This window comes from Sphingomonas sp. CCH9-F2 (assembly GCF_001556735.1).
GTDB classification, from domain to species: Bacteria; Pseudomonadota; Alphaproteobacteria; order Sphingomonadales; family Sphingomonadaceae; genus Sphingomonas; species Sphingomonas ginsenosidimutans.
Window position 1 is genome coordinate 1 of the sequence record NZ_LSJO01000462.1, and the last position, 11,550, is coordinate 11,550.

Here is an 11,550-nt window from a genome sequence, read left to right on the forward strand (position 1 = left end):
TCGGGTTCATAGCCCTATCGGGCGTTGCCGTCCTCAACGGCCTCGTGATGATGAGCGCGATCGGGAAGCATCGCGAGGAAGGGGCGAGCGACGATGACGCGATCGTGGACGGCGCAATGGAGCGCGTCCGCCCGGTGCTGATGACCGCGCTGGTGGCATCGCTCGGCTTCGTGCCGATGGCGCTCGCCACCGGCACAGGTGCCGAGGTGCAACGGCCGCTCGCAACCGTCGTCATCGGCGGCCTCATTACTTCGACCGCCCTGACCTTGCTGGTGCTGCCAGCGATCACCGCCCTGGCGGGCCGGTGGTCGCAACGGCGACGCCCCGACCCTGCCACCCCGACGCACGCGCTCGCGTGATGAAGCGGAGACAATTTACCGTGGAAACATCATCCAACCGCCCGTGGCGCCTCCCGCTGCACTTGAGAGGGGTGACGACGTTCCTTGCCGTCGCCACCGCGACGTTCATGGCAAGCGCCGCCTATGCACATGGGGTCGCCGAAGGCGATCAGGCATTCATCGAAACGATCAACGGACCCGCCCCTGGCGCCTTCCTCTATCTCGGCGCCAAGCACATGGTCACAGGTTACGACCATCTGCTGTTTCTGTTCGGGGTGATCTTCTTCCTCTACCGGATGAAGCAGGTTGCCGCCTACGTGACGCTGTTCGCGATCGGCCACAGCACGACGCTGATCGCCGGCGTTCTGCTCGGCACCCACGTCAGTCCCTATGCGATCGACGCGATTATCGGTCTGTCGGTGGTCTATAAGGCGCTCGACAATCTCGGTGCCTATCAGCGGTGGTTCGGCGTCCAGCCTAACGCCAAGGCCGCGGTCCTGATCTTCGGCCTGTTCCACGGCTTCGGCCTCGCGACCAAGCTCCAGGACTTCGCGCTGCCATCGAACGGCCTTTTGGTGAATCTGTTGTCGTTCAACGTCGGCGTCGAAATCGGCCAGTTACTCGCTCTGTCCGCGATCCTGATCGTCATGGGCTACTGGCGCCGCACCGCCAGCTTCCGCCGACATGCCTTTGCCGCGAACGTGGTCCTGATGACCGCGGGCTTCGTCCTTACCGGCTACCAGCTCGCCGGCCTCATTCTCGAAGGGAACGCCTGATGAAAAACGCCAATCTGCCAAACGTCGGCGATCTCCCGACGCTGCGCCAGCTCAACCGGGCAACGGCGCTTGCCTTCGGCGTCGCCGTCGCGCTGCTCGCGACGACGATCCTGCCCGCCGAATACGGCGTCGATCCGATCGGGACGGGCCGCCTGCTCGGCCTCACTCGCATGGGAGAGGTCAAGCAGGCCGAACATGCAGCCGAGACCGCCACAGTCCCGGCGACCACGGCGCCGGCTTCGCCGGCTGCAAGGTCGAGCGTGCCGGCGACCGCGCAGACGGCCGAGGTGAAGATCACGCTCCAGCCCGACGAAGGTCGCGAAGTGAAGGCAGACATGCGCGCTGGCGACCGGATCGCCTACGCCTGGTCGACCGGCGGACCGGAGGTCCGTTTCGAGCTTCACGGCGAGGAACACGACGCGCCGGCAGATAAATACACCAGCTACGAGAAAGGATCGTCCGCCGGCGAGAAGGGCGATTTCCAGGCTCCTTTCGACGGGATGCACGGATGGTATTGGCGCAACCGCACCACTGCGCCCGTGACCATCACCGTGACGGCGACCGGCACGTTCCGCAGCTTCGCTGCGAAGCCGAAATCCTGATCGTAGCGATGCACTCCACCCTTTCCACCACGAGGAGACTACCCATGAAATACGCAGTCCTAGCCGTCGCGGTATTGGCCGCAGCCCCCGCCGCCGCCCATCCCGTTCACGACGAGGAAGCGCATAGCCAAGCGCCCGCCGAGGTGGCGCGTCAGCACGTCGTTCGCATGGTGACGCAATCCAAGCTCGCCCCGAGCTGGTCCAAAGCAAAGGTCGAGGGCACCGCGCAGCGGACCGCCAACGGCGCGCGTCAGACCGTCGTGACTTTCACCAATCCCTCCGAGCCTGTCGCACGGCGCACGCTTCACGTCGTGATTGGTGCGGACGGCAAGGTTGTTTCCGCCAACCCTTCGGCGAGCTGAATAATCGGCTCGTTGCGGGACCATACCCGAGCCGGCAGCCCTTCGGGGTTGCCGGCCAACTTGGCGACGGACCCGCGAGGCGTGAGTCCGGATTAATGAGGAAGCGGAATGGTTGACGTGCGCATCTGCGCCGCCACGCTACTTATGATGACCGTTGGCTGTTCGGAGCCGTCACCAAATACTCGCGACACGTCGGAGATACACCGACCTCACTCAATGACGCGGGTCTTGGAACAGCGATACGTCACATGCGCAGACGGCAGCCGGGCCGACATTGATTTCCTCGACGACGGTTTGCGCATGGCCGTGACATGGTTGCCGTCCGGGCCGACCGAGATTCTGGCGGCGTCCAAGACAGGAGAGCCCTTCACGGGGCGTCACACGCGTGCGATCATGGCCGGAGGAACGATCGCATTCGAGCGCGGTCGCACTCTCCTACGCATCTGCCAACATCCTCACCGATGATAATGAGCGGGTCTGACGCTTCGGCGGTGAAGACGGCGAAATCCATACCATCAGGCTTGAAGACCCTGCGCGACCCTGACGGGCACGGCCCTATCGGCGCGTTCGCGCCGACCGAGCCACCGTCCCGGCGTCTCGTCCCAAAGGGTAACGATCCTCGCGTGAGGTGTGCCACGTGGCACACCTGCGGACGCGCAAAGATGCGAGACGCTCCCCTGTAGAGCGCCACGGCCCTCCCCCGGAGGCCCGCCAGCGCGGGGAACACCAAGGGCTGCTGCCCTTTCGTTCCCGAAGGAAAATAGACGGCCCCGTGTGGTCCGCCAAGCGCGGCACCCGACGCCCTAAGGGGCGTCGGCCGCGCTAAGGCGGCCTGCCCGCGCCAGGCCATCGATTTTCCTCCTCCCTCCCCATCCCGCTCCTCGCCGGAGAGGCAGACCCGGTTGCTGCGGCAACCGGCTTTCAGCCGCAGGAAGAAGGAGGAAAGAGAATGGCTTACACCCGATACAAGGGCGATCCCTACTGGAAACGGGCCAATGTGGACGGGACCAGCGCGGACGGCACCCCCTACCGCCGTGGCGAGCGCGTGTTCTTCTATCCGCGTTCCGGCGCGACCTACGCAGGGGACGGCGCGGCGCGCGCATCGGCCGAGTTTGACGAACTCGCGAGCCTCGAAGGCTGACCCCTCCCCCATCACCGAACCTTATTCAGATCAGGAGCATCATCATGGGTATCATCACCGTCAAGCTGTCGCAGCTTCGCCTTTCCCCGCTCAATCAGCGGCGCGTGAAGCCTTCCGCCGTCGAGAGCATGGCCGACGACATTGCCGCGCACGGCCTGTTGCAAAACCTTGTCGCCTATGAGGACGAGGGCCTGTTCTATGTGTTCGCCGGAGGGCGGCGCTATCGCGGCCTCAAAGAACTGGCGAAGCGCAAGCAGATCAAGAACAGCGACGCGTTTCCCGTCGAGGTCCGCACCAAGGAAGAGGCCATCGAACTGTCGCTCGCGGAGAACTTCCAGCGCGAGGACATGCACCCGGCAGACAGCATCCGCGCCTTTGCGGCGCTACGCGATACCGGCATGGACGCCGAGGAAATCGCTGCCCGGTTCGGTCAGGCGGTCAGCTTCGTCTATAAGATGCTTCGCCTTTCCGCGCTGGCACCGGCGCTGATCGACCTGATCGCCAAGGACCAGTTGTCGCTTGAGGCGGCGCGCGCGCTCACCCTCACTGACGACCACGACCAACAGGTGAAGGTATGCAAGGCGGCGAACGGCCACGCCCACACCATCCGGCGGATGCTCACCACCGAGAAGGTGGACACCACCAGCGGCGCGTTTATCTTCGTCGGGCGCGACGCCTACGAGGCGAAGGGCGGGACGATCACGGTAGACCTGTTCAGCCAAGGGGCCGAGGGGTTTGCCGACCATCCCGAGCTTGTGCAGGAACTGGCGGAGGACAAGCTGGACGGTATCGCCGACGAGTATCGCGCGATCGGTTGGCATGAGGTCCGCGCCACGCTGGACCGGCCCTACGACCTTTACATGAAGGGCAGCCTGTATCCGGCCACGCGCGAGCCGACCGAGGACGAGGCCGCGCGGATCGAGGCAATCGACGTCGCTATCGAACAGATCGCCGAGGCCGAGGGCGAGGACAGCGACCGCATCGCGCCGTTGTCCGATCAGCGGGATGCGATCACTGAGGGCTTGCGCGGGTTCAATGCCGAGCAGGTCGCGGTCGGGGGCGTGGCGCTCTGGGTTTCGCATGACGGATCGCTCGGCAAGAGCTTCTATCGCGCGAAGGCCGAGCCGAAGCCCAAGGCGAGCAGCGGCGAGCCGCAGCCGCTCTACAGCAACAGCCTTGTTGCAGACCTGTCGCGGATCAAGACCCGCATCGTGCAGGAGGCGGTTTCAGCCGACCCGGCGCTGGCGCTGGATGTGCTGCTGGACAGCCTTGCGGGTCAGCTACTCCACGGCGCGCACAGCTATCAGATGGCGATAGACGTGCAGGCCAAGACCATCGCGACCGATGTTGCCGACGACCTTATGGCGACCAGCGACGTGCGGGAGGTCGAAGAAACGATGGCCGACCGCTTCGCATCGGTCCCAGCAGATGGCCGGTTCGAGGTCATTCGCGCCATGAGTCACGACGACAAGATGGCGCTACTCGCCGGATTGGTGGCGATGACGGTGGACGGCACCTTGTTCGCAGGCGGTGCCCCCGGTGCGCGTCACCATCACTTTGAGCAGGTGGCCCGCGCGACAGGCGTGGACATTGCGACCCGCTGGCAAGCCCCCATCGCCCTGTTCGACAAGATGCGCCGTGCGGCCCTTATCGACCTACTCCGCGCCGAATGCGGCGATGCCAGCGCCGACAACTGCGCAACCATCAAGAAGAAGGCAGACTTGGCGGTCAACGTGTCGGGGCGGCTCGCTTCGCACTGGCTTCCCGCGCCGATGCAGATCGGGGCGTTCGACCAGCCCGAGCGGCACGAACTGGACGATCCCGACGCCGATGCCTTCGATGGCGAGGACATGGAGGCCGACGAAATGGCGTAAACGGATACGGGGGGCGGTGATAATCACCCCCTTTTCTCGACCAACCGCCCAGCATCAGCCCCCTCGCCGGCGCGACAGCCATGCTCTGCATGGCCGTCGCGCGCGCTGCCCTTGCAGATCAGCGCACGCCGCCCGCCCACAAGGGACGGGCGGCGCGATGGCGAGTTTAATCGTAATGCGGGCCATCTACGTGAGTGCCGCTCAAATCGACGCCGCGCCGAACTGCCACGAGGTCGAAACGCTTGAAAAATGCGAGCGCTTCCCCCGGCGTGATGCGCAATTCGACAGCACGCACCTCTGCCGGGGCTGGCTCAAACTCAGCAGACCGAAGAAGATAAGCCACCAGCGACACATCGGTCACGGGTGTCCCCTGGTTCTCCCCAGAAGCGATCCTGAATCCAATGACACGCTCGTCGCTTTCAGCTTTTCCCAAAGACACCAGATGGCCGGCAAGCGCGACATTATCGGAAATGTCCGCGGCAACGGTTCCCTTGAAGTCGTTGTATTGGACGCCAGCGTTGAAGGTATCCATTGCTATCACTCCATTCTGCTATTCGCGTGTGAGCCGCGCAGCCCGTCACCCAAGCTGATACTACGACCGCCGCCATTCCTCACCAAGATCGCGCGTGGTTCGAACCATGCGAACAGATCGCCCAAGGCCCGACGTCTGTAAGCATTCAGCCATCGCCGGCGCCGATGTTCGGCCGCGTCATGGATCATATGGCATCGCTGGCAGAGTGCAGCCAAATTGCGTGGTGCGTTGTCGGTGGGGTCATGGTTCAGATGCGCACACGCGATATAGACCCGCGTGATGCGCACGATCGTCGCCACGTCCGACTTAGGCGCACGCACCCGGCGACCGCGCCCGTCGCGCCATTGGTGGCGATCAGCGTCCCACCAGCGTCCGTCACCCAAGTGGAACACCCGCCGGCCGTGCGGGCGCTGGCAATGCTCGCAGCGCCCCTTGGCGCGGCCGAACCGGATCAGCCTCGACAACTCAGGCCAGTCGATCGGGTAGAGCCAGCGATGTTCGGCCATGATCGGCATGACGATTCTATGAGTCAGCCGAGTCGAGAACGAAAGCAGAAAATCGGCTAGCGGTCCGCCCCGTGGGCGGGCGTTGGTTTGTAGAGGCAGTCCGTCAGTCTCCGCCCATCGTGAGGGGCGCGGAACGCCGCCTCAAGGATCAGCGGTCCCCCCAATTTGCTGCGCAAATCGGCTCCCCCGCTGCCCGGCAAGCCGGCCGCTGGCGCGGTCCTATGACCCGGCGTTCCGCGCCCCTCCCGCCGTCGTCGCCAATCACGGCAACACGGAGGTTTCCATGTCCCATCATCGCCTATTCGCGCAGCTCGCCTTCGAGCGCGCGCTGGGGATGGCCGCGCTGAACGCGCTGGTCCAGGCCGTCGTCGAAAGCGACCAGTTCCGCGCCGATGGCCGCGATCGTGACCCGCGCCACTTTTGGGTTCTCGCCGGAGACCTGGAGGAGGTCGTGCAGGATCGCATCCGCGACGTTCTCGATGGTCCCGGTCTCGGTGTTGTCGAGCGTGGCGAGCTGTTCCATCAGCCGCGTATCGTCGATCTGGTGATCGCCGCCCGCGACGCACGCAACGCGCCCTCCTGACGGGGGCGCGCTTGCGCGCGATAGTGCCGTGCGGAGATCCGCACCGCGCAACTCTCGCCGATCGCGATGCGCGCGACCGGCGCTAGGGGAACACCAAGGGCGCTGCCCTTTCGTTCCCGAACGACAATCGACCGCCCGTGTAATCCGCCAACCGCGGCACCCGTCGCCGGAGGCTTCGGCCGCGCTAGGCGGCTCGCCCGCACCAGCGGTAGATTCTCGCTCCCCCTCCCCATCCCGTCCTCGCCGGACAGGCAGGGCCGTGAGGCCGAGCGGCCTTGCGGCCCATGCCAGAAGGAGGATCAGTGATGTGCAGCCCCGAACAACTCGACACCATCCGTCGCCTTAATGACCTAGCCCGGAGCCAACCGGGCACCGCATCCATCGCCAACGTCACGCTGGGTTTCCAGTCTCTCCCCGACGCGGATCGCTTCGCGGCGCTGGCGGCGATCGTCGGCTTCTCGCAATTCACCGGCGACAACGATCCTCACGGAGAACATGATTTCGGCGCGGTTTATCGGCTCGCGACGGGAACGTGGACGCAGGAGCGACCGAGCGACGACAAGGCAATCGCCGAAACCGTTTTCTGGAAGGTGGACTACTACGACAACACGCTTACCTATGGCAGCGAAGCGCCGTGGGATGAGCAACAGACCAAGCGCGTGCTGACGATCATGCTCGCGAGCGAATACTGACGTCCCCGGCGTGCGATCCGCGTTCAAGCGAGCGCGGATCGCGACGCACCGACCGGCTCTTATCGCACGTGATTTGTTGAGGAATCGCGTTGGAAGGCGTAGGGTTATGAGCAGAAAGGATGACCGCGATGGCCCAGATCGATCTTGAAACGCTGCGCGAGCGCATCCGCCAGATGGATTTCGAGCGCGGCAGCCCTGAACAGGTTGCGCTTTGGCGCGAGGACGTAGCGGAAGCCCGTGCCAATCTCGTTATCGAGGATATGACCCCGACCATCGACGAGGACGCGATGTTCTCGATGATGCTCGACGAGGGCGTTCCGCCCGCCCTCATGCCCTCGATTATCCTCAGTCTCTATCAGCCCGGAACCCGCCAGATCGCTGCCTGACCTTGGCAAGCGATCCTTATACATATCCCGGCACCGAGACGCTTCGTAACCGGCTCGGGATTACGGAAGACAAAACGCTTACCGAGGCCGAACGACGACTGACGCAGGCGCGCGGCGCGGAGGCTGCGCGCCTGACCTTTCCAGCCACCGCCGACGGCTACCGTGCCCTTCACAAACACCTGTTCCAAGACCTCTACGATTGGGCAGGCCAGGACCGCACCGTCAACATCGCCAAGGGCGGATCGAGCTTCGCCGCCGTCCCCTACATCGCGCGCGAACTCGACAAGCGGTTCGCCGAGGTAGGAGCGCAGAGCGGCTTGCGGGTGCTTCCTCGCGACGAGTTTTTCGATCGGCTCGGCAACCACATCAACGAGATCAACGCCATTCATCCCTTCCGCGAAGGGAACGGGCGCACCATGCGCCACCATGCCGCCCAGCTCGCCCGCGAAGCCGGCCACCCGATCCGCATCGCCGCGATCGACAAGGACCGTTGGATGGAGGCGTCCCGTCACGGCTTTCTTACCGGCGATCATCGCGGAATGGCGGCGGTTCTCTCCGCAGCGGCGATCAAGCGCGACCTCGCGCCCGAGGCGCGGATTGGCCCCGCAGGGATCGCCATGCTCCCCAAGCGCGCGCCGCCCGAGGGGCAACGCTACCGCGTGACGCTGACCAAGGCGCGCGAGGAGCTGGAACGCTATTTGCCGGCCGCTCGCCAACAGGCGGCCGATCGGCTGCGTGGGTTGATTAAGGAGGGTGCCCCCTCCCCCGCCATCGCCAACGCGCGCACCGAACTCGCCTATGTCCGCCATGCCAAAGGGCCGATCTATCAATCGCACCTTCTCACCTATCTAGGTGTCCGTCAGGTCGATGCCGTCGTGACGCCGCAGCAGACGCCGTTGGAGCGCGTGCGGGAGATCGGCGCAGCACTCGGTGTTCAAATCAACAACCAGCAGCCGGCCCAGCTCCAGCGCGCCGTGCGGTCGCTGGAGCGGCCGATCCTGCCCCCTGGTCACTCGCCGGGGCAGGAGCGGCTTGCCGAGCTGTTCCTGAAGAACACGCCGGAGAAGAACCAAGCCGATCCGCGCCTTGCGCCCGCCCAGGCAATCGTCGACGCGGCCATGAAGACCGCGCGCGATCGGGGCGAGAGCGCGCGCATGGTCGGAGCCATCGCGGAGTCGACGCGCCAGCTCGTCGCCGATCGGATCAAAGCGGGCGGATCGCTGGACGTCAAAATCGGCCGCGCGACCCCGGCGCAAGCGCCAGCACCGCGCGATAAGGACCGGAGTCGCTGACAGCTTTTGGAGGACGGGGGAATGTGCAATCGGTTGTGTGATTGCGGTCCCCGCCGCAAGCGGGAACCGGATTGTCAACGCAAGGAGATGCGGTCGTGAAACCTGATACGGTCACCGTCACAGATGAAACGTGAGTTGTCACCTTCGTGTCGAATATCTCAAAGTGCCTGCTTCCGGCATTCAGAATTGATATCAACCCTCCATGCTTCAAAGAACTTCATTTCCGGGTTGGGAAATATCAGATCGAGAGCGCAAAATACTCACGCTAAACTTTTATTGCGTTCTCTTGATTAAAACCGCGTAGTCGCGATTTTTGACATCCATGATCCGTCTTGCTCGGTCTTAACGTCAGCGGCAGGGATCGAACCCGCACCCCATTGCCGGGGATCGCTTTAGCGATACGTCTGCCAATCCTGGGGATGAGACCTCCCCGGTGCCGCGCGAAGTCTTCCCTACCGAGAAGAAGACCCCTCGGTGCGCCTGGGCGTGCGGTGATCGTCGCCGGGCAACCGGCCATTGGAGCCGGTCACGATGGAATGGGGCTTCGCGATCCAGGCGCCGAGCAAGCGCGACCCGGTCGTGAAGCTGGACAAGTATGTGACCCATGGCCGCAACCTCGCTTCATCGATGTGGAAGCCGTCGCTCGCCAACCCGGAGCGGCGCTGCCTTGTCCCGTTCACCCATTTCGCCGGACCCCACCCCGAGGGCGGGACTGGCGACGATGGCAAGCCCCGGCAGATGTGGTTCTTGATCCCCAATGAGCCGATCGCGTTCTTCGTCGGCATATGGCGACCGACTGTGCGTAGCGAAGCCTACGCCTTCGCCGAACGCGATCGTCTCGCCATGGCATCCCAAGGCGATGCCGGTAATCCTCCATCTGCGTGACTTCACCACATAGCTTGACGGGCCCCACGAAACGGCGCTGGCGCTGGTGCGACCCTATGATGGATGATGCGGACCGCGCTGCCTATGCGACCGGCGTGCTTCGCACCGGGAGCCGGATCGAGGGGCGACGCTGGTATCAAGACAATACCCTCGAACCTATCCGCGACGAGACGTTGCGCGAGGGATCGGTGCATAGCTTCATGAATAGGCAATCAGTACTAAGTTCAATTAACCATGCCATAACGGTTTCAATGCGACATGTCGGTGCGCTGAAGGCGCACCGAGGTAAAATATGAGCAGCATCTCCATCAATGATGTCATGGCTTTGCGGAACGCTGTCCTCGACAAGAACGCGGCGCTTCGGAACGTAGCAAGCAACCCGAACTCTGTCTCCGTGTCCGGGGCTGCGAAAGGAGCGGCTTTTGACGCAGCGATGCACACCGCGCTGGGAAAGGCGGATAGCCCAAATTCTGTCTCAGGCGTGGGCGGAGCGGCGGCCGTTTCGCAATCAGGACACGCCGATCTAGGCGGCTTCGCCGCTACTTTTCAGACGCAGCTTCAAAAAATTAATGCGATCAATGCGCGCGCTGGTGCTTTGACGGTTGCCTACGAACGCGGAGAGGAAACCGACATCGCGAAGGTGATGCTTGCGCGGCAGGAGTCCTCAATCGCATTCGAGGCGACGTTGCAGGTTCGCAACAAAGTGCTGTCCGCCTACAAGGACATTATGAGCATGCCGGTGTAGCGCAATCCCGAAAGCACCTCCCTGAGTCGTTAATCCCTGCTGAGAAATACGTTCACGCACCAGCCTCCGCCTACCTCCATTAGCTTCCCTTCGGCTTACGAGCACTGTTGTGCATGGACACGATCTTCCAGCTGCCGCCCACCTTTTTAAGTACGCTTGAGGCAACACCGAGCCGTTCGGCTGATCTGGCCCCCGTTTCGCCGGACGGATTTAAGCGGTTGCAGAAACCAGTGCGCGATGCTCGCGCGGCGAACGCATTTTGAGTCCTGAGTGCGGGTGGTTGTCGTTGTAGTCCTCGATCCATCTGGCCAGCGATGTCAACGCGGTGAGCGCATCGGGCAGAGGCGAGACGCGGACGTAATCGCGTTTGAGCGTGTGCACGAAGGCCTCGGAGATGCCGTTGGACTGCGGGCTGCGGACAGGCGTGAAGCAGGGCTTGAGCCCGAGCTGCCGGGCAAAGGTGCGCGTCTCGCGAGCGGTATACGCCGAGCCGTTGTCGGACAGCATCTCGACCGGCGTGATCGCACGTATGCCGCCGAAGCGGGTTTCCACGGCTTCCAGCATGATGTCGCGTATGTGCGAGCCGCTGATGCCGGCGTTGGCGACGGCGGCAAAGGCGATGATCTCGCGGTCGTGGGCGTCGATGATGAAAGCGCCGCGCACGACCTCGCCGTTCCAGCAGGTGAACTCAAAGCCGTCCGAGCACCAGCGCAGGTTGGAGCGGATCGCCACCACGACGCCCTCATGCCCGTAGTCGGGCCGCTCGGTGTAGCGCCGCGCTAGCAGCAGGCGGTCCGCCGCCATAATGCGGTAGACCCGTTTGTGGTTGGCCGACG

General features: G+C 64.0%; 15 protein-coding genes. 11 read left to right on the forward strand and 4 right to left on the reverse strand.

Going from position 1 to position 11,550, the window contains the following annotated elements:
- From AX685_RS12815 to AX685_RS12840, 6 genes are all read left to right on the forward strand, one after another.
- Positions 1-359, forward strand: a 359-nt coding sequence (locus tag AX685_RS12815) for an efflux RND transporter permease subunit (protein ID WP_156445795.1), incomplete at its 5' end; no start/stop codon positions are given.
- A 107-nt stretch (positions 360-466) separates the two neighbouring features.
- Positions 467-1,114: a HupE/UreJ family protein gene (locus AX685_RS12820; RefSeq protein WP_042469303.1), complete on the forward strand. Its 648-nt coding sequence runs from the start codon at positions 467-469 to the stop codon at positions 1,112-1,114.
- Entirely contained in the window at positions 1,114-1,716 is a 603-nt protein-coding gene (locus AX685_RS12825) for a hypothetical protein (RefSeq protein WP_042469192.1), read from the forward strand. Before AX685_RS12820 ends, AX685_RS12825 begins: the two co-directional genes overlap by 1 nt.
- A gap of 44 nt (positions 1,717-1,760) precedes the next feature.
- Entirely contained in the window at positions 1,761-2,078 is a 318-nt protein-coding gene (locus tag AX685_RS12830) for a DUF6488 family protein (protein WP_042469191.1), read from the forward strand.
- 949 nt (positions 2,079-3,027) lie between these two features.
- The gene (locus AX685_RS12835) at positions 3,028-3,219 is read left to right on the forward strand and encodes a hypothetical protein (RefSeq protein WP_042469189.1); all 192 of its coding nucleotides are present in this window, start codon (positions 3,028-3,030) and stop codon (positions 3,217-3,219) included.
- Positions 3,220-3,263: 44 nt separating this feature from the next.
- Entirely contained in the window at positions 3,264-5,093 is a 1,830-nt protein-coding gene (locus tag AX685_RS12840) for a ParB/RepB/Spo0J family partition protein (protein ID WP_042469188.1), read from the forward strand.
- Between the two features lie 166 nt (positions 5,094-5,259).
- Here AX685_RS12840 and AX685_RS12845 read toward each other — a convergent pair whose 3' ends face one another.
- The 3 genes from AX685_RS12845 to AX685_RS21680 all read right to left on the reverse strand — a co-directional run bounded on the left by AX685_RS12845 (position 5,260) and on the right by AX685_RS21680 (position 6,654).
- Positions 5,260-5,625, reverse strand: coding sequence for a hypothetical protein (locus tag AX685_RS12845; RefSeq protein WP_042469187.1), 366 nt, complete (start codon positions 5,623-5,625; stop codon positions 5,260-5,262).
- A gap of 5 nt (positions 5,626-5,630) precedes the next feature.
- Positions 5,631-6,140, reverse strand: a complete 510-nt coding sequence (locus AX685_RS12850) for a hypothetical protein (protein WP_231738850.1) — start codon at positions 6,138-6,140, stop codon at positions 5,631-5,633.
- 289 nt (positions 6,141-6,429) lie between these two features.
- On the reverse strand, positions 6,430-6,654 hold the full coding sequence (locus AX685_RS21680) for a hypothetical protein (RefSeq protein ID WP_066489291.1): 225 nt from the start codon (positions 6,652-6,654) through the stop codon (positions 6,430-6,432).
- Positions 6,655-7,019: 365 nt separating this feature from the next.
- Here AX685_RS21680 and AX685_RS12860 point away from each other — a divergent pair, with 365 nt between their 5' ends.
- The 5 genes from AX685_RS12860 to AX685_RS21090 all read left to right on the forward strand — a co-directional run bounded on the left by AX685_RS12860 (position 7,020) and on the right by AX685_RS21090 (position 10,714).
- Entirely contained in the window at positions 7,020-7,406 is a 387-nt protein-coding gene (locus tag AX685_RS12860; RefSeq protein WP_042469183.1) for a DUF3768 domain-containing protein, read from the forward strand.
- Between the two features lie 128 nt (positions 7,407-7,534).
- A complete protein-coding gene (locus AX685_RS12865) occupies positions 7,535-7,792 on the forward strand; it encodes a hypothetical protein (RefSeq protein WP_042469301.1) in 258 nt (85 codons plus the stop codon).
- A 2-nt stretch (positions 7,793-7,794) separates the two neighbouring features.
- On the forward strand, positions 7,795-9,084 hold the full coding sequence (locus AX685_RS12870) for a Fic/DOC family protein (RefSeq protein WP_042469182.1): 1,290 nt from the start codon (positions 7,795-7,797) through the stop codon (positions 9,082-9,084).
- A 531-nt stretch (positions 9,085-9,615) separates the two neighbouring features.
- Positions 9,616-9,969 (forward strand): hypothetical protein, encoded by a 354-nt coding sequence (locus AX685_RS12875; RefSeq protein ID WP_231738854.1) that lies wholly within the window; start codon positions 9,616-9,618, stop codon positions 9,967-9,969.
- 292 nt (positions 9,970-10,261) lie between these two features.
- On the forward strand, positions 10,262-10,714 hold the full coding sequence (locus AX685_RS21090) for a flagellar hook-basal body complex protein FliE (RefSeq protein WP_042469180.1): 453 nt from the start codon (positions 10,262-10,264) through the stop codon (positions 10,712-10,714).
- A gap of 210 nt (positions 10,715-10,924) precedes the next feature.
- Here the strand turns inward: AX685_RS21090 and AX685_RS12885 are convergent.
- Positions 10,925-11,550 (reverse strand): DDE-type integrase/transposase/recombinase (locus AX685_RS12885; protein WP_066489292.1); only part of this gene is annotated, 626 nt, incomplete at its 5' end.

Bases quoted from the DNA above. Each gene is read 5' to 3' on its own strand.
- AX685_RS12820 (WP_042469303.1), top strand. From the start codon at position 467: ATGGCAAGCGCCGCCTATGCACATGGGGTCGCCGAAGGCGATCAGGCA.
- AX685_RS12825 (WP_042469192.1), top strand. From the start codon at position 1,114: ATGAAAAACGCCAATCTGCCAAACGTCGGCGATCTCCCGACGCTGCGC.
- AX685_RS12830 (WP_042469191.1), top strand. From the start codon at position 1,761: ATGAAATACGCAGTCCTAGCCGTCGCGGTATTGGCCGCAGCCCCCGCC.
- AX685_RS12835 (WP_042469189.1), top strand. From the start codon at position 3,028: ATGGCTTACACCCGATACAAGGGCGATCCCTACTGGAAACGGGCCAAT.
- AX685_RS12840 (WP_042469188.1), top strand. From the start codon at position 3,264: ATGGGTATCATCACCGTCAAGCTGTCGCAGCTTCGCCTTTCCCCGCTC.
- AX685_RS12845 (WP_042469187.1), bottom strand. From the start codon at position 5,625: ATGGATACCTTCAACGCTGGCGTCCAATACAACGACTTCAAGGGAACC.
- AX685_RS12850 (WP_231738850.1), bottom strand. From the start codon at position 6,140: ATGCCGATCATGGCCGAACATCGCTGGCTCTACCCGATCGACTGGCCT.
- AX685_RS21680 (WP_066489291.1), bottom strand. From the start codon at position 6,654: ATGGAACAGCTCGCCACGCTCGACAACACCGAGACCGGGACCATCGAG.
- AX685_RS12860 (WP_042469183.1), top strand. From the start codon at position 7,020: ATGTGCAGCCCCGAACAACTCGACACCATCCGTCGCCTTAATGACCTA.
- AX685_RS12865 (WP_042469301.1), top strand. From the start codon at position 7,535: ATGGCCCAGATCGATCTTGAAACGCTGCGCGAGCGCATCCGCCAGATG.
- AX685_RS12875 (WP_231738854.1), top strand. From the start codon at position 9,616: ATGGAATGGGGCTTCGCGATCCAGGCGCCGAGCAAGCGCGACCCGGTC.
- AX685_RS21090 (WP_042469180.1), top strand. From the start codon at position 10,262: ATGAGCAGCATCTCCATCAATGATGTCATGGCTTTGCGGAACGCTGTC.